Genomic DNA, 17270 nt, shown 5'->3' with positions numbered 1-17270 from the left:
GTGCGGTAGTGGGCGACGGCGGGGGGCGGGGGACCGTCGAAGACGAGGCGGCCGTCGTCGAAGACGAGGACCCTGTCCATCGCCAGGACCGCGTCGAGGTCGTGCGTCACCAGGACGACGCGCTGCGGCAGGTCGGCCAGGAGCGACAGGATGCGCCGGGTGTTGCGCAGGTCCAGCAGCGTCGTCGGCTCGTCGCAGACGAGGATCTTCGGCTCGGTCACCAGCACCGCGCACAGCGCCAGCAGCTGCTTCTGGCCGCCGGACAGCAGGTGCGCCGGATGGTCTGCGTGTGTCGACAGCCCGAACGACGCCATCGCCTCGGACACGCGTCGCGACACGTCGCCGCGCGACATCCCGCGCAGCCCGAACGCGACGTCCTCGGCCACCGTCGGCATCAGGATCTGGGCGTCGGGGTCGGTGAACACGAATCCGACCCGCCGGCGCACCGCGGTCGCGTCGCGACGGGTGTCCAGCCCGTCCACCGTCACCGTGCCCGACGAGGGCAGCACCAGCCCGTTGAGCAGCCGGGCGAAGGTGGACTTGCCCGAGCCGTTGGCGCCGATGACACCGACCCGCTGCTCGGTCAGGGTGACGTCGACCTCGCGCAGGACGGTCCGGTCGCCGTAGTGGTGCGTGACGGCCTTGACCTCGATCACACGGGAGCTCCTAGAGCGACGACGCGGCGAAGGTGTCGCAGGCGGCCACGTCGCCGCTGCGGTACCCGACAGTGAACCACGCCTGGCGCTGCTCGCTGGAGCCGTGGGTCCACGACTCGGGCGTGACGGTGCCCTGGAAGCGCTCCTGGATGTAGTCGTCGCCGACGGTGTTCGCGGCGGCCAGCGCGTCGCGGATGTCCTGGTCGGTGAGGTCGGAGATGAGCGGCCGTCCGGACACGTCGGCGGCCGTGGTGGCCTGTCGGGCCCACATGCCGGCGTAGCAGTCGGCCTGCAGCTCCAGCCGCACGGCGTCGGAGTCCGGGCCCGAGCGCGACCGCACGCGGCTCATCTGCCCGGTGAGGTTCTGCACGTGGTGGCCGTACTCATGGGCCAGCACGTACGCCTCGGCGAACATGCCGCTCGGGCCGCCGTAGGTGGTGCGCAGCTCGTCGAAGAAGCCGAGGTCGAGGTAGACGTTCTGGTCTCCGGGGCAGTAGAACGGCCCGACCTGCGACGACGCCCGTCCGCAGACGGTGTCGACGGCGGTGGTGAAGAACGTGGTGGTGGCCTGCGTGTACTGCGAGCCGGCCGCGGCGAAATAGTCGTCCCAGAACGCCTGGGCGGAGTTGACATAGAGCACGAACCGGCAGTCGGGGTTCTCGTCGATGTCGGCGACCACCTGGCACTCCTGCTCCAGCTCGCCCTCGGCACCGGGTGAGGCCTGGATGGCCGGTGTGGTGCCGTCGCCCAGCAGATCGGCCGGGTTGGTGCCAGTGAGCAGGGCGAACAGGGCGAGGATGATCACGCCGATGCCGCCGCCGGCGGCAGCCGTGCGGCCCACTGGGCGGCCGCGCTGATCGGACACCTGGGAAGGATCCAGGCGTGCACGTCGGTTGAACCTCATGGCCGCGCGACCTCCCCCAGTAGACTGCCACCATGATGCCCGTGGCGGACTGAATCGTTGGCGGAACTCGCTACCCTGCCCACCCCCGCCACGAAAGAGCTCACTCAGACATGATCACCGCACACCAGCTGGAAGTGCGCGCCGGCGCACAGATCCTGCTGACAGACGCAAGCTTCCGCATCGCCCCCGGCGACAAGGTCGGCCTGGTCGGGCGCAACGGCGCGGGCAAGACCACCCTCACCCGCATCCTCGCAGACGAGGGCCAGCCGGCGGCGGGCTCGGTCACCCGTACCGGCTCGGTCGGCTACCTGCCGCAGGACCCGCGTGCAGGCGACCCCGACGTGCTCGCGCGTGACCGCATCCTCGGTGCTCGCGGCCTGGACGTCGTCGTCGCCGGGCTGCGCCGGGCGGAGAAGCAGATGGCCTCCAGCGACGCCGCCGAGCACGAGCGTGGCATGCGCCGCTACGAGCGGCTGGAGGCGGAGTTCCTGGCCATGGGCGGCTACGCCGCGGAGAGTGAGGCGGCCACCATCGCCGCCAGCCTCGGCCTGCCCGAGCGGGTCCTGACCCAGCCCCTGCGCACGCTCTCCGGCGGGCAACGCCGCCGGGTCGAGCTGGCCCGCATCCTGTTCTCCGACGCACAGACGCTGCTGCTGGACGAGCCGACGAACCACCTGGACGCCGACTCCGTCGTGTGGTTGCGCGACTTCCTGCGCGCCTTCAAGGGCGGTCTGGTGGTCATCAGCCACGACGTCGCCCTGCTCGACCAGACGGTCAACCGGGTATTTCACCTCGACGCCACGCGCGCGGCGATCGACGTCTACAACATCGGCTGGAAGGCCTATCTGGAGCAGCGCGAGACCGACGAGCGCCGCCGGCACCGTGAGCGGGCCAACGCCGAGAAGAAGGCCGCGGCGCTGAAGGCGCAGGCGGACCGGATGCGCTACAAGGCCACCAAGGCCACCGCCGCGCAGAACATGGAGCGCCGGGCGAACCGCCTGCTCGCTGGGCTGGAGGACCAGCGGCGCGCGGACAAGGTGGCCAAGCTGCGCTTCCCCGACCCCGCGCCGTGCGGCAGGACGCCGCTGACGGCCAGTGGGCTGTCGAAGTCGTACGGATCGCTGGAGGTCTTCACCGACGTCGACCTTGCCATCGACCGCGGCAGCCGGGTCGTGATACTCGGCCTCAACGGTGCCGGCAAGACGACGCTGCTGCGGCTGCTCGCGGGGCTCGAGCCGGCCGACACCGGGTCGGTGGAGCCCGGCCACGGCCTGCGGCTGGGCTACTACGCCCAGGAGCACGAGACGCTCGACACCTCACGCACCGTGCTGGAGAACCTGCGCACGTCCGCACCGGACCTGCCGGCGGTCGAGGCGCGCCGTGTGCTGGGCTCGTTCCTGTTCTCCGGTGACGACGTCGACAAGCCGGCGGGCGTGCTGTCCGGCGGCGAGAAGACCCGCCTGGCCCTGGCCGCGCTGGTGGTCTCCAGCGCCAACGTGCTGCTGCTCGACGAGCCCACGAACAACCTCGACCCGGCCTCGCGCGCGGAGGTGCTCGCCGCGCTGCGTTCGTTCACCGGCGCGATCGTGCTCGTGACGCACGATGAGGGCGCGGTCCAGGCGCTCGGTCCGGAACGCGTCGTGCTACTTCCGGACGGAGTCGAAGATCTGTGGAACCCGGACTACGCCGAGCTCGTCTCACTGGCATAGGAGAGGTCGATCGATCCTGCGTTTTTCCCCCACATCAGGACGTGATCTTGTCTTCGAGTGGCGAAAACCGATAATGGAGCGGATCATTGTCCTCTGTCATGCAGGACAACGAAACGGGAGGACGCGTGGCCGAGAAGTTGGTAAAAGGCGCGCGGATCAGTGGGGGGCAGCGTGACAAGCTCGCCTCTGACCTGAAGAAGAAGTACGAAGGTGGTCGCAGCATCCGCGAGCTCGCCACCGAAACAGGGCGGTCCTACGGGTTCGTCCATCGGGTTCTGTCCGAGTCAGGCGTCAATCTACGAGGGCGTGGAGGGGCCACACGAGGCAAGTCGAAGAAGCAGGACTGACCGAGTCCCTGAGGTCGAGATGCCGGAGGAGGGTGGCCTCCAGCAGCTCGATCACCCCACGATTCGCTTCGTCACCCACTGCGCGATCCCCGGCGCGCTGGCGCCTGATTCCAGGCGATACGGCGGGGCGGTCACCGAGCATCGGTGAGCCGCCAACGGCGAATACTCGAGTCGTCGCACTCGAAGCCGAGGGGGCTTTTTCTACTGACCTTGCTCACTGTCCGTAGCGTGAATCCGGTTGATTCCGGCATAACGGCGACTCGTGATTACGCAGCGTACAGAATGATCTTGGTCTAGCCATTGCTGCGCAATCGGTGTGCTTTCACGATGTGACATGGCGTGAAAGCGGTCTCTCCGGTCGTGACAGTGATGCGGCCGGGGCCGTGAGCGCGGTTCAGCCTGTCCGCGAGCCGGCGGCGCAGGAAACCCGCGAGTACGGCGCCGAGGTCCGCGCGACGGCGCGCTGAGCCCTACCCCATGATCAGGTTCGTTCGCGGTCTCACCGCGACCGTGAGAGAACATGATCACGGGGATGGTGCCCTGCTCTGAGCGAACACGCCTCCCCGGCGCCCGCACCCGGGAAGAACACCGGCCGGCTCGGGCGTTACGGCGTCGGGCCGGACCATGACCGGCCGGCCCGGCCAGACACGTGACGAGGAGGTCGACGCCGGTGTCGATGGGGCCGATGGGCGGGGCGTGGCGGGCGTCGAGGTCGTTCTCGAGCGACCGGTCGGTCACCGACCGGCGGCTGGCTCGGGGTACCGCGAAGCGCATCATCGGGTACGGACGTCCGTACCGGTTCCAGCTGGCGGTCTTCCTCGGCACCACCATCGCCGCGGCGGCGTCCGCGGCGGCGGTTCCGCTGCTGCTCAAGGTCCTCATCGACGACGGCGTGTCGGCCGGCGACCGCCGGGTCGTCGTCTGGGCGGCGGTCGCGGTCGCCGGGCTGGCCGTCGTCGACGCCGGCCTCGGCCTGCTCGGACGCTGGATGTCGGCCCGGGTCGGCGAGGGTCTCATCTTCGACCTGCGCCGGCAGGTCTTCGACCACGTCCAGCGCCAGCCGATCGCGTTCTTCACCCGCACCCAGACCGGCTCGCTGGTGTCGCGGCTCAACAGCGACGTCATCGGTGCGCAGCAGGCGTTCACCGGCACGCTGTCCCAGGTGGTCAGCAACCTCGTCACCCTGGTGCTCGCGCTCGGCGCGATGATCGTGCTGTCGTGGCAGATCACCCTGATCGTGCTGGTCCTGGTGCCGCTGTTCCTCTTGCCCGCGCGGTTCATCGGTCGCCGGCTGGCCGACATCAGCCGGGAGGCCATGCAGCTCAACGCCGCGATGAGCCAGACCATGACCGAGCGGTTCAACGTCTCCGGCGCGCTGCTGGTCAAGATCTTCGGCCGTTACGGCATCGAGAACCAGGCGTTCGGGCAGGCGGCCGGCCGGGTCCGCGACATCGGCGTGACCCAGGCCCTGTACGCCCGCTACTTCTTCCTCGGCCTGACGTTCCTGGCGTCGCTGGCGACGGCGGTGGTCTACGGCGTCGGCGGGTGGCTGGCCATCGACGGCACGCTGGAGGTCGGCACGCTGGTCGCGCTCGCCGCGCTCCTGACCCGGCTGTACGGGCCCTTGACGGCGCTGTCGAACGTCCAGGTCGACATCATGACCGCGCTGGTCAGCTTCGAGCGGGTCTTCGAGGTCCTTGACCTGAAGCCGGTGGTCCGCGACGCTCCCGGCGCCCGCGACCTGTCGGCCGCGACGGACGGCCGCCAGCTGTCCGTCGAGTTCGAGGACGTCGAGTTCAGCTACCCCGGTGCCGACGACGTGTCGCTGGCCTCGCTGGAGGCGGTGGCCCGGCCGATGGTGTCCTCGCCGGAGCCGGTGCTGCGCGGTGTCTCGTTCACCGTCGAGCCGGGGCAACTGGTGGCGCTCGTCGGACCGTCGGGCGCGGGCAAGTCCACCATCACGCACTTGGTGTCGCGGCTGTACGACCCGACGGCCGGCGTGGTCCGCGTCGGCGGCCACGACGTGCGTGGCGTGACCCTGGAGTCGCTGCACGACGCCGTGGGCGTGGTCACCCAGGACGCCCACATGTTCCACGACACCATCCGCTACAACCTCGGCTACGCCCGGCCCGACGCGTCCGACGACGACCTCTGGGCGGCGCTGGAAGCGGCCCAGATCGCCCCGCTGGTGGCGTCGCTCCCCGAGGGTCTGGACACCGTCGTCGGCGATCGCGGCTACCGGCTGTCCGGCGGCGAGAAGCAGCGGATGGCGCTGGCCCGGCTGCTGCTCAAGGCCCCGCGCGTGGTCGTCCTCGACGAGGCGACGGCGCACCTGGACTCCGAGTCGGAGGTGGCCGTGCAGCGGGCGCTCAAGACCGCGCTCACCGGCCGCACGTCCCTCGTCATCGCGCACCGCCTGTCCACCATCCGCGACGCCGACGCCATCCTCGTCGTCGCCGACGGCCGCATCGTGGAGCGGGGGACGCACGACGAGCTGCTGGCCGCCGGGGGCCACTACGCTGATCTGTACACGACCCAGTTCGCGGCTCAGCGCGAGCGGATGGTGGCCGACTGACAGCGAGAAGCCGAAGGAGTTGCGATCCATGCGGGCGGTTCGAGCGACCCGGCAAGGCGGCCCCGAAGTCCTGGCGACGGTCGAGCTCGAGACACCCACACCAGGGGAGGGCGAGGTCCTGGTCGAGGTCGCGGCGGCCGGTGTCAACTTCATCGACATCTACCGCAGGTCCGGCGTCTACCCGATGCGCTACCCGCACGTGGTCGGCACCGAGGGCGCTGGTGTGGTCGCCGATGTCGGTTCGGGTGTGACGTCGCTGTCCGCCGGCGACCGCGTGGCCTGGGTCGACGCCGTGGGCAGCTACGCCACCCACCAGGTCGTCCCCGAGGCGAGGGCGGTGCCGGTGCCCGACGGGCTGGAGCTGACGACGGCGGCGGCGGTGGCCCTGCAAGGCATCACCGCGCACTTCCTGGCCACCTCCACCCACCCGGTGCGGACCGGCGAGGAGCTCCTCGTCCACGCCGCGGCCGGCGGCGTCGGGAACCTGCTGGTCCAGCTAACCACCGCGAAGGGCGCCACCGTCATCGGGACCGTGTCGACGGAGGCGAAGGAGAAGCAGGCCCGGGCGGCCGGCGCCGACCACGTCATCCGCTACACCGAGGTCGACGACCTCGCCGCCGAGGTGCGCAGGTTGACCGGCGATCGCGGCGTGGCTGTGGTCTACGACGGCGTCGGCGCGTCCACGTTCGACGCGTCGCTGGGCAGCCTGCGCCGTCGGGGCATGCTGGTCCTGTACGGCGCGTCGAGCGGCCAGGTGCCCCCGTTCGACCCGCAGCGGCTCAACCGCGCCGGCTCGCTGTTCCTGACCCGGCCGACCATCGGCGACTACATCGCCGACCGCGACGAGCTGGTCTGGCGGGCAGGTGAGGTCTTCCAAGCCGTCGCCGCCGGTCGGCTCCAAGTCACAGTCGCCGACGCGCTGCCACTGGAGCAGGCGGCGAAGGCGCACGAAGCGCTGGAAGGCCGCGCCACGATCGGGAAGCTCGTGCTGGTCACGCGCGCATGAATAATTCCAGCCTGTCCGTCGACGGCTACCGGCTGGAGTGGCTGACGAGCTTCCTCGCCGTCGTCGACCACGGCGGGTTCGCGGCCGCGGCCGATCACATGTTCCGGTCGCAGTCACGCATCAGCGCGCACATCGCCGACCTGGAGCGGCGCCTGGGCGCCACCCTGTTCGACCGGCGGGAGCGGCCGGTCCGGCTCACCGAGGCCGGTGTGGCGTTCCTGGTGCACGCGAGGGCCGTCCGGCGCGAGCTGGAGGCCGGTGTGTCGGCCGTGCAGTCGGTCCTGGGCCTGTTGCGTGGCCACGTCCGGGTGGCCACGTTCCCCAGCGCCGCGGCGGCGATGATGCCGGCGACCATCAAGGAGTTCGCCACCCGGCACCCCAACATCGAGGTGTCCCTGGTCGAGGGCGACACCCTCAACGTCGGCGAGGCCCTGTACGCCGGCGACGCCGACCTCGCTCTGCGCCCCGTCACGCCGACGCCTCGGGAGTCGTCGCTGGAATGGCACGTCCTCTGGGAGGAGCCCCTCGTCGCCGTCGTCGCGGCCGACGACCCGCTGGCATCGACGAGCAGCCTGACGCTGGTCGAGCTGGAGGGCCGGCCCCTGATCACGATCGGGGCCAGCCACACCGGGCCGGAGCACGTCTTCGAGGTGCACGCCGCGCTCGCCGCGGCCGGGCTGACCCCGCGCATCGCCTTCCAGACCAACCAGCCGCAGACCCTCGTGGCGATGGCGCGTTCCGGGCTGGGCGTGGGCGTCACCAACCTGCTCGCCGCGAAGGTCTCCGACACACAGGGCGTGGTGGTCGTGCCGTTGCGCGACGTCGTGCCGCACCGCCAGGTGGGCGTCTTCTGGGATGCCAGCCGGCCCATGCAGCCGGCCACCCGCGCCTTCCTCGACCTGCTGTTGCAGATGCCGGTTCCGGAGCCGGTGGAGCTGTACCAGCGCCGCGAGCTGATCGGCCCGGGCGGTTCGCGGCCGGGCCCGGCCACCAGCCGGCCGCCGGCCACCGATGCCGGCCAAGCGGCGGCACCGCGCCGGCGGACCCGCCCGGCCTCCCGGTCACGGTCCAAGCGGGGCTGACGGCGGCTGCCTGGAGCCGTCGCCGTCAGTGCCCGTGGCCATGACCGTGGCCATGGCCGTGGCTCAGGCCGCCGCCGTCGAGCTCTGCCGGGTCGGGGCGGTGCCCGTCGACGACCAGCGCCGCCGTGGTCAGCAGCAGCCCGACCATCGACGTGGCGTTGTGCACAGCGGCGCGGACGACGGCGACCGGGTCGACCACGCCGGCCGCCTCCAGATCGCCGTAGCGGCCGGACTCCGCGTCGAAGCCGTGGCCGTCGGTGAGCGCCGCGACCCGCGCCGCCACGAGGTCGCCGTCGGCGCCGGCGTTGCGGGCGATCCACCGCAGCGGCTCGGCCAGCGCGAGCCGGACGACGTCGGCGCCGATCAGCTCGTCGCCGGTGAGGCCGACGCCGGCGCCCGCCGCCCGGCCGGCGTGGACGAGCGCCGAGCCGCCGCCGGCGACGACCCCGTCGCGCAGCGCGGCCCGGGTGGCGGCGACGGCGTCGGCGACGCGCCGCCTGCGGTCGGCCAGCTCGACGTCGGTGGCCGCGCCGACGCGGATGACGCAGGCGCCCCCGGTCAGCGCGCCGAGCCGCTCCCGGAGCACCTCGCGCTCCCAGTCGCTCTCCGCCGCGGCCAGCTGGTGCCGGACGCCGTCGACGCGGGCCTCGAGGTCGGCCGGAGCACCGGCGCCGCCGATGACCTGCGTCTCGTGTTCGGTGACGACGACGCGGTAGGCCCGGCCGAGGACGTCGATGCCGGCCCGCGCCAGCTTCAGCCCGGCCTCGGGCGCGACCACCCGGCCGCCGGTGAGGGCGGCGAGGTCCTCCAGGTGCGCCAGCCGCCGGTTGCCCAGCGCCGGCGCCTTCACGGCGACGGCGGTGAAGACGCCGCGCAGCTTGTTGAACAGCAGCATCGACAGGGCCTCGCGCCGTACGTCGTCGGCGACGAGGAGGAGTGGCCGGCGGGTCGGGTAGACCTGCTCAAGCAGGGGAAGGAGCTGGTCGAGGTCAGAGATCTTGCCGTGGTGCAGCAGCACCCAGGCGTCGTCGAGGACGGCGCGGGCCTGGTCCGGTTCGGTGGCCATCGCTGGGCTGAGATAGCCGTTGCCGAGCCGCAGTCCGTCGGCGAACTCCAGGTCGACGCCGTCGGCCCGGGACTCGTCGACGCTGACCACGCCGTCGCGGCCGACCTTGCCGAACGCGTCCGCGACCAGCTCGCCGACGCGCTGGTCACCGGCCGCGTTTGCGGCTACGGCCCGCAGCAGGTCCCGTCCGGCGGCAGGGCGGGCCAGGCTGTGCAGCGCGGTCACGGCCGCGTGCGCGGCGACGTCCATGCCGTGCCGGAGCGCCTCGGGCTGCGCTCCGGCCTCGACGGCGCGCAGCCCGAGGTGCGTCATCGCCTGCGCCAGCACGACCGCGGTCGTCGCACCGTCACCGGCGACGGCGTTCGTGCGGGCCGCCACCTCCCGCACCAGCTGCCGGCCGAGGTCGGCGTACGGGTCGGGCAGCTCCAGCGCGGCGGCGACGGTGGCGCCGTCGTCGGCGACCGTCGGCGGGCCGGCCCCGGCGCCGGACGCCGCGCCGAGCACGACGGTCCGGCCGCGCGGCCCGAGGGTGACCCGGACCGCGTCGGCCAGCGTGTCGACCCCCGTCCGCAGCCGGCGCCGGGCGGCGGCGTCGAACAGCACCTCTGGCATGCGCCCGCTCCCTTCGTCGGGGTCAGTTGCGCGGACCCGTGCCCCGCTCCATGACCAGCGCGGCTTGCAGCATCGCCCGCGCGTAGCCCGTGTCATAGAGCTCGCCGCCGTGACCGCCGCCGCCGACGTCGCCGTACTGGCCGCCGATGGCGTCGTTCTCGCGGTCGTAGTCCAGCGCCCGCGGGTGCTCGGCGAGGACACCGAGGCTGTAGTCCTGGCGCACGAGCTCGCGCATGAACGCGAACATGTCGGTGACGCCGTTGTCCGGAAAGACCTCGCGGTACTTGACCCGCGGCTCGTCGACCAGCACGTTGCGGTAGTGGATGTGGTTGATGCGGTCGCGGCGGCCCATCCAGCGCAGGAAGTCGACCGCGTCGTACCCGACCTCGGGCGTGACGCCGGCGTGGACGGTCATGCCGTTGGACGGGCTGTCCACGGTCTCGACCATCCGCTTCCAGTCCGCGACCGAGCCCATGATCTGCGGGTTGCCTCGGCTGATGACGGCCGGCGGATCGTTGGGGTGGACGGCCAGACGCACGCCGGCCTCCTCGGCGACCGGCACGACCTGGCGCAGGAAGTACTCGTAGTTCGTCCAGAGCTCCTCGTACTCGAACAGTGGCGTGCCGGGCAGCGGCGGCAGGTCCTCGATCGCGACGCCGTCGACCTCGCGGTGGTAGTCGAAGGCGGTGTAGCCGGCGCCGCCGCGCTCCTCGTCGATGTACTCGTAGTAGCCCTCGGTCAGCCGGTGGACGTAGAAGTTGTACTCGACGACGGGGATGCCGGCCGCGCCGGCGGCGACGATGGACTTCTTGATGTTCTCGATCGCGAGGTCCCGGCCCGACGTGTTGCGCACGATGGCGTCGGCGACGCTGATCAGGTACGCGGTGATGTGCAGGCCGTAGGACTCCAGGCGCGTCTTGTCCGCCCGCAGCGTCTCGACGGTCCACGGCAGCGGTGGCGGGTTGGTGATCAGCGCGCCGCGCACGCCGGCCTGCTTCCAGCGCCGGACGGTGCGCTCGTCGGGGTCGCGCGAGAACCACTGGCACAGCTTGGGCGTGTCGGCGCCCTCCTGGACCTCCTCCGGCCAGCGCACTTCGGGGTAGGGCGGTCCCTGCGGTGCCAGGTCGGAGCCGGCTGCGGTGCTGGCGGCCGCGGTACCGGCTGCCACGGTGCCGGCGGCCAGCCCGGCGGTCGACAGGGCCGCCACCGAGGCGCCCTGTCTGATGAAGTCTCGACGCGTGTTCTCCATGGTGTGATGCCCTTCAGTGGTCAGCGTTGATGCCTTCGGACACTCCTGGGACCGCCTGGCGCTCGCGGTCGCGACGGTGCGTGCTCACGCTTCGAGTGCCGCGGTCCGGGGGAGACCGCGACCGGGCCAGGCGCGCGCTTCTCACGGCTCGGCCCTCGCGTCCGCCGCGGTCAGCTCGCCCAGCAGCCGGTCGGCCAGCCGTCGCCGAGGGATCTGGTTGACCGCGCCGAGGCCCTGGACGACGTGCGAGGCCGCGGCGGAGGCGAACCTGGCCGCGTCGGCGACGGCCCTGCCCTCGACCAGCGCGACGGCGAAGGCGGCGTTGAACGTGTCGCCGGCGCCGGTCGGGTCGGTCGCCCGCACCTGCAGCGCGGGGACGCGGACGTGCTCGCGCGCCGTGGCGACCACCGCGCCGGCCGACCCCATCTTCAGCACGGCCATCGGCGCGCCGAGCTCCAGCAGCTCGTCGGCGATGTCGTGCGGGTCCTCACGGCCGGTGAGCAGCCGGCCCTCCTCGAGGTTCGGCATGACGACGTCGCACATCCCGGCGGTGTATCGGGTGACGGCGCGGGCCTCGTGCAGCGGCCACAGCTGCGGGCGGATGTTGGGGTCGTAGGTGACGGTGGTGCCGGCGGCCCGGGCGACGTCGATGGCCTGGAACACCGCATCGCAGGAGCCGCGGCCGATGGCCTGGGTGATGCCGGTGACGTGCAGCAGCCGGGCGTTCTCGATCCAGTCCGGCGGTACGTCGTCGGGGGTCAGCTGGGCAGCGGCCGACCCGCACCGGCGGTAGACGAACTCCGCGGTGGTGCCGTCGCGGAGGATGAAGTAGACGCCGGTCGGGTGGCCCGGGTCGACGACGACGTGTCCGGCGTCGACGCCCTCGGTCTTCCACAGCTCCAGCAGCATCCGGCCGAAGCCGTCGTCGCCGACGCGCGACAGGTAGCCGGCGTCGCCGCCGAGCCGGCTCACCGCGACGGCGAAGTTGGAGCTGTCGCCGCCGAACCCGGTGCTGTATAGAGCGCCGGGCCGAGGGCCGCCCACGGACTCGGCGTTGAACTCGACGAGGGGTTCACCGAAGGACACGATCTCTGGCACGGTGCTTCTCCCGGGGTCGGTCTGTGCTGCTCAGATGCGCCCGTACTTCTCCAGCCCGGCCGCGAACGAGCCGGCCTCGAGGATGAGCTTCGTCTGAGCCTTCTCCCGCTCCTCGATCTCGGTCGCGGCCGCCAGCGTCTGCTCGACCAGGGCGGCGGGGACGGCGACGACACCGTCGCTGTCGCCGACGATCAGGTCGCCGGGGGTGACGACGACTCCGCCGCAGGTGACCGGCTCGTTCGCGGACACCGTTCGGAAGCGGCCGACGGTGGTGGCCGGCGTCGTCGCTCGCGCGAAGACCGTGAACCCGAAGTCGCGGCGGATCTCCTCGACGTCCCGCACGCCGGCGTCCAGCACCGCGCCGGCCAGGCCGTTGGCGACGGCTCCGGCGGTCATCAGCCCGCCCCAGACGGCGACGTTGCTCTCGCCGACCGCGATCACGACGACCGACCCGGGATCGGCGGCGTCGATGAGCTCCAGCGCGTGCGTCGGCGGCTCGGCCAGGTCGGTCGGTTCCTCCCGGACGGTGACGGCGGGTCCGACGACCTTGGAGCCCACCTGCAGCCGGATCTCCGACGACAGATAGCCGTGCACGCCCAGCGACTGCAGCCCGTCGGAGACCGACGCGGTGGTGAGGTTGCGGAACGCCTCGATCGTCTCGGCGGTGTAAGCGGTCATGTGATGCAGCTCCTCAGAGTTCGGGGAGGGCGAGGGCGTCGATGCTCTCGACCCAGTAGATGCGGGCGATGTCGTCGACGGCTCCCGGTGCCACGTTCCTCAGGTCGACGGTGTTGTCGTGCACCGCGGCGACCCTGCCGAACTCCTGGAGCTCGAGGGTGTGGAACCGTTCGGGCGGGAAGCCGAGGGTCACCGAGATGCTCACCGGCCGGCCGGTGTCGACCGCGTCGTCCACCGCGGGCGCGATCTTGCCGCCGGCGGTGACGGCGAGGTAGGCCTGCCAGAGCATCCACAGGACGACCAACACCACGATGGTGCGGCCACCCGTGCTGCGCAGGGCTCGAACCAGCAGCGTCATGGCGCCGACCTAGAGCCGGTCTCGACGCCGGTCTCGACGCCGAGCATCGTCATGAGCTCGCGGCGGATGCGCACGAACTCGGTGTTCGTGTGCATGTCGGTCCACGAGCGCGGCCGGGGGATCTGGATGCTCAGGTCGGCGCGGACGGTGCTCGGCCGCGGCGAGAGCACGACGACGCGATCGGACATGAAGACCGCCTCGTCGACGTCGTGCGTCACGAACAGCACTGTCGTGCGCCGCTGCTCCCAGATGCGCAGGACCTCCTGCTGGAGCACCCTGCGGGTTTGCGCGTCGACGCTGGCGAACGGCTCGTCCATGAGCATGATGGCCGGCTCGGTGGCCAGCACCCGGGCGACGCCGGCGCGCTGGCGCATGCCGCCGGAGAGCTCGTGTGGATACTTCTTCTCGAAGCCGGTCAGGCCGACCAGGTCGATCATCTCCTGCGCCTTGGCGCGGCGCTCGACCTTGCCGACGCCCTGCGTCTTCAGCCCGAACGCGATGTTGGCCTCGACGGTCTTCCAGGGGAAGAGCGCGAAGTCCTGGAAGACGACGCCGCGGTCCGGTCCCGGCCCGCTCACCGGCGAGCCCTGCAGGCGCACCGTCCCTCCGGTCGCGTCGACGAAGCCGGCCACGATGTTCAGGACCGTGGTCTTGCCGCAGCCGCTGGGGCCGATGACGGAGACGAACTGCCCCTCGGGGACGTCGAAGGACACGTCCTCGATGGCGACCGTCGCCTCCCCGGTGTACGTGTCCACGTACACCTGGTTGAGCTGGTCGACGCTGAGCATCGTCATCGGCCGATCCTTTCCACCAGGCCCCAGCGCTCGACCGTCTCCTTCTCGAGCGGAGCGAGGACGAGGGCGTCGGTCATGTACCAGAGGACACCGAGCACGGCCATGCCAACGAACACGTGGGAGACGTCGCCCTGGCGGCGGGCGTCGAACATCATGAAGCCGACGCCGCTGGTGCCGATGATGATCTCGGCGGCGATGAGCGCTCGCCAGCCGTACCCCAGGCCGGTGCGCACACCGCTGGACACGCCCGGCAGGGCGCCGGGCACGTAGACCTCCCAGAGCGTCCGCCACCGGGAGGCGCCCAGGCTGGCCGCGGCCCGCAACAGGTTCGTGGGTATCGCGTCGAGGCCGGCGACGATGCTGATGATCAGCGGAAACGTCACCGTGTACACGATGACCACGGTCACCGACGTGAGACTGAACCCGAACCAGATGATGACGATGGGCAGCCAGGCGATGTCGCCGATGGCCTGGAAGAACAGCAGCACGGGCCAGCAGAACTTGCGCACGTAGCGGTTCAGGCCGATGAGGAACCCCAGCGCGACGCCGATGCCGAGGCCGAACGCGGCGCCGACGGCGAGGCGGGTCAGGGAGTCCTGGATGTAGGCCGGCAGGATGCCTCGGCGCACCGAGTCGACCATGCTGTCGAACACCGTCGCCGGGCCGACGAAGAACGAGCTGGGGAAGATCCCGAGAGCGGACACCACCGCCCACACGCCGATGACCACGGCGAACGGAAGAAGCGTCGCGATCGGCTGCCGGCGCAGGAGCGCGGCGGCCCGGCGGGCCGGGCTGGCGCGCCGCGGCGTCGGCGGGGTGGCGCCGGCGGCGTGGCGGCCGGCGCGGGAGGGGGAGTTGGCCTGCACGCTCATGCCCGCTCCCGCCGCTCCGCGGACCACCGCTGCACGGTGCGCCGCTCGAGCGGCGCCAGGATCAACCGGTCCATGATCAGCCAGAGGATCCCGATGAGGATCATCATCAGGATGATCACGTCGGTCTCGTAGTACTGGCGGGCCAGGAAGAGCGTGTAGCCCAGGCCGGTGCTGGTGGCGATGATCTCGGCGGCGATGAGCCCACGCCAGGCGAACCCGAGCCCGACGCGCGCCCCGGTGACGATGTTGGGCAGCGCACCCGGGAGGTAGATCTCCCAAAACATGCGCCATCGGGACGCGCCGAGGCTGCGGGCGGCCCGCAACAGCGACGTGCTGGTCTGCCGGACGCCGAGCATCGAGTTGTACACGATGGCGAAGAAGACCGCGTTGAACACGACGAAGACGACCGCGTTGTTGCCGTAGCCCAGCCACAGCGTGGCCAGCGGGATCCATGCGATCCCGGCGAGCGCGACGGAGAAGCGCAACAGCGGCGCGAAGAACGCGGAAAGGCCCGCGCTCATCCCCATGAGCAGCCCGAACGGCACGCCGACCACGACCGCGATGCCGGCGCCGGCGAAGACGCGGCCGAGGCTGGTGAGCACATGGCTGGTCAGGTCGCCGTCGGTGGCCAGGTCGACGAACGCCGACCACACCGCCGGCGCGGACGGGAAGGTGCGCGCCGACACGTCGAACGCCGGGATCGCGATCAGCCACACCGCGAGCAGCACCGCGAACGGGCTGACGAACCACGCGGTCGACGCCGCTCGCGCTCGCGGCCTCAGCTTCTCTACAACGGTCAACGACGGCTCCTTGCTGGTGGGTGGACCGGATCGCTCAGCTCCAGATGCGGTCCCAGGAGTCCTTCTCGTTCCACTCGTCGGACTTCGGGAACAGTTGCGTGCCTTCCTTGAGGAACTGCTTGGCGGCGTCCTCGTTGAGGTCCACGCCCAGGCCGGGACGATCGGTGAGCGTGTAGAACCCGTTTTTCATCAGCGGCTTCTCCATGCCGTCGACGAGGGTGTCCCAGCCCTCCACCTCGAAGGAGTGGTACTCCAGGGCCTGGAAGCCCTCGGTGGCCGCGGCGATGTGCGCCGACGCGATGGCCCCGATGGGGGAGCCGGCGTAGTGGAGCATGGTGGCGATGCTGTGCATCTGGGCGTAGTCGGCGATGCGCTTGGTCTCGAGGATGCCGCCGGCCGTCGCCGGGTCGGGGTGGATCAGTTCCACGAGTCCCTGGTCGATGATCTCCTTGAACGCTTCGAAGCCGAAGATGTCCTCGCCGGTCATCGTCGGGACGTTCGTGTTCTCGGTGATCTGCCGCCAGTCGTCGTGGTAGAACCACGGGACCAGGTCCTCCAGGTACGCCAGGTTGTACCGCTCGAAGCGGTTGGCCAGCCGGATCGCGGTGTCGACCCCGAAGTGGCCGGTGTGGTCCATGCCCATCGGGATCTCGTAGCCGATCGCGCCCCGCACTGCCTCGATGTACTTGGCCATCTCGTCCAGGCCCTTGTCGGTGATCTGCACCTGGGTGAACGCGTGCTCGGTCATGCCGTAGCTGCCGGGGTCGCCGTTGTACTGGCCGAGGTCGTCGCCCCATAGTCCGCCGCCGACCACCGTCCCCTCGATCTTGCTGATCAGTTCCAGGCCGAGGTCCATCTTGAGGAACGTCACGCCGGCGTCGACGCGCGCCTTCATCCGCGCCGCGTACTCCTCGGGGTCCTCGGACTCCGTGGCGTCGGTGTAGACGCGGACCTGGTTGCGGTACTGCCCGCCGAGCAGCTGGTAGACGGGTACGCCGAAGGCCTTGCCGGCCAGGTCCCACAGCGCCATCTCGACGCCGGACACGCCGCCGCCCTGCCGGCCCTGGCCGCCGAACTGCTTGATCCGCTTGAACAGCATCTCGACGTTGCACGGGTTCTCGCCGAGGATGCGGCTCTTGAGCATGAGCGCGAACCGCGGGTCGGCGTCGTCGCGGACCTCACCCCATCCGGTGATGCCCTGGTTGGTGCTGATGCGGACGATCGGGCTGGTGAACGGGACGCCTTCGAGCACGGCGATCCGCAGGTCGGTGATCTTGAGATCGGAGGGCTTGGAGGCCCGGCTCACGTTCTGCGTCGCGTAGGCCACGCGATCCTCGATGGGCAGCAGCGGGACGGCGGCGAGGCTGAGGCCGCCCACGCCCACGGCGGCCGCGGACTTGAGGAAGCCGCGCCGGTCGGGACGGCGCGCTGGGGCGTCGGGGGTCTGGGGTGCGGGCCGGTGAT

General features: G+C 71.2%; 16 protein-coding genes. 5 read left to right on the top strand and 11 right to left on the bottom strand.

The genetic code is table 11. From position 1 onward, the window contains the following. Together E1269_RS30755 and ypfJ are read right to left on the bottom strand one after the other, a co-directional pair. Window positions 1-656: energy-coupling factor ABC transporter ATP-binding protein (locus E1269_RS30755; RefSeq protein WP_131901865.1), on the bottom strand; the 656-nt coding region annotated here is incomplete at its 3' end. A 10-nt stretch (window positions 657-666) separates the two neighbouring features. Further along, window positions 667-1560, bottom strand: a complete 894-nt coding sequence (ypfJ, locus tag E1269_RS30750; RefSeq protein WP_131901863.1) for a KPN_02809 family neutral zinc metallopeptidase — start codon at window positions 1558-1560, stop codon at window positions 667-669. 110 nt (window positions 1561-1670) lie between these two features. Here ypfJ and abc-f point away from each other — a divergent pair, with 110 nt between their 5' ends. From abc-f to E1269_RS30725, 5 genes are all read left to right on the top strand, one after another. Next, window positions 1671-3269 (top strand): ribosomal protection-like ABC-F family protein, encoded by a 1599-nt coding sequence (gene abc-f / locus E1269_RS30745; protein ID WP_131901861.1) that lies wholly within the window; start codon window positions 1671-1673, stop codon window positions 3267-3269. Between the two features lie 125 nt (window positions 3270-3394). Continuing rightward, window positions 3395-3616: a helix-turn-helix domain-containing protein gene (locus E1269_RS30740; RefSeq protein WP_203434246.1), complete on the top strand. Its 222-nt coding sequence runs from the start codon at window positions 3395-3397 to the stop codon at window positions 3614-3616. A 676-nt stretch (window positions 3617-4292) separates the two neighbouring features. Next, window positions 4293-6191 carry an ABC transporter ATP-binding protein gene (locus tag E1269_RS30735; protein WP_131901869.1) on the top strand — a complete coding sequence of 633 codons (1899 nt, stop codon included), beginning with the start codon at window positions 4293-4295 and terminating at the stop codon, window positions 6189-6191. A 28-nt stretch (window positions 6192-6219) separates the two neighbouring features. Next, entirely contained in the window at window positions 6220-7197 is a 978-nt protein-coding gene (locus tag E1269_RS30730) for a quinone oxidoreductase family protein (RefSeq protein WP_131901857.1), read from the top strand. Beyond that, complete coding sequence (locus E1269_RS30725; RefSeq protein ID WP_131901855.1) at window positions 7194-8279, top strand: LysR family transcriptional regulator; 1086 nt, start codon at window positions 7194-7196, stop codon at window positions 8277-8279. Before E1269_RS30730 ends, E1269_RS30725 begins: the two co-directional genes overlap by 4 nt. Before the next feature lie 25 nt (window positions 8280-8304). Here E1269_RS30725 and E1269_RS30720 read toward each other — a convergent pair whose 3' ends face one another. From E1269_RS30720 to E1269_RS30680, 9 genes are all read right to left on the bottom strand, one after another. Next, window positions 8305-9957 (bottom strand): Hsp60 family chaperonin, encoded by a 1653-nt coding sequence (locus E1269_RS30720; protein WP_131901853.1) that lies wholly within the window; start codon window positions 9955-9957, stop codon window positions 8305-8307. Window positions 9958-9979: 22 nt separating this feature from the next. Then, complete coding sequence (locus E1269_RS30715) at window positions 9980-11206, bottom strand: mannonate dehydratase (RefSeq protein ID WP_131901851.1); 1227 nt, start codon at window positions 11204-11206, stop codon at window positions 9980-9982. 141 nt (window positions 11207-11347) lie between these two features. Next, window positions 11348-12304, bottom strand: coding sequence for a sugar kinase (locus E1269_RS30710; protein ID WP_131901849.1), 957 nt, complete (start codon window positions 12302-12304; stop codon window positions 11348-11350). Window positions 12305-12334: 30 nt separating this feature from the next. Next, window positions 12335-12982: an RraA family protein gene (locus tag E1269_RS30705; RefSeq protein WP_131901847.1), complete on the bottom strand. Its 648-nt coding sequence runs from the start codon at window positions 12980-12982 to the stop codon at window positions 12335-12337. 13 nt (window positions 12983-12995) lie between these two features. Then, complete coding sequence (locus E1269_RS30700; RefSeq protein WP_131901845.1) at window positions 12996-13340, bottom strand: hypothetical protein; 345 nt, start codon at window positions 13338-13340, stop codon at window positions 12996-12998. Further along, the gene (locus E1269_RS30695) at window positions 13337-14134 is read right to left on the bottom strand and encodes an ABC transporter ATP-binding protein (RefSeq protein WP_131901843.1); all 798 of its coding nucleotides are present in this window, start codon (window positions 14132-14134) and stop codon (window positions 13337-13339) included. Before E1269_RS30695 ends, E1269_RS30700 begins: the two co-directional genes overlap by 4 nt. Continuing rightward, on the bottom strand, window positions 14131-15006 hold the full coding sequence (locus E1269_RS30690; RefSeq protein ID WP_131901841.1) for an ABC transporter permease: 876 nt from the start codon (window positions 15004-15006) through the stop codon (window positions 14131-14133). The genes E1269_RS30695 and E1269_RS30690 overlap by 4 nt, the downstream gene beginning before the upstream one ends. Beyond that, window positions 15003-15806, bottom strand: coding sequence for an ABC transporter permease (locus tag E1269_RS30685; RefSeq protein WP_131901838.1), 804 nt, complete (start codon window positions 15804-15806; stop codon window positions 15003-15005). The genes E1269_RS30690 and E1269_RS30685 overlap by 4 nt, the downstream gene beginning before the upstream one ends. A gap of 34 nt (window positions 15807-15840) precedes the next feature. Beyond that, window positions 15841-17270, bottom strand: a 1430-nt coding sequence (locus E1269_RS30680; protein WP_203434245.1) for a mandelate racemase/muconate lactonizing enzyme family protein, incomplete at its 5' end; no start/stop codon positions are given.

It is taken from the genome of Jiangella asiatica, assembly GCF_004349065.1.
GTDB lineage: Bacteria > Actinomycetota > Actinomycetes > Jiangellales > Jiangellaceae > Jiangella > Jiangella asiatica.
Note: the sequence above shows the minus strand (reverse complement) of the source record. Positions and strands in the feature narration are given on the sequence as shown.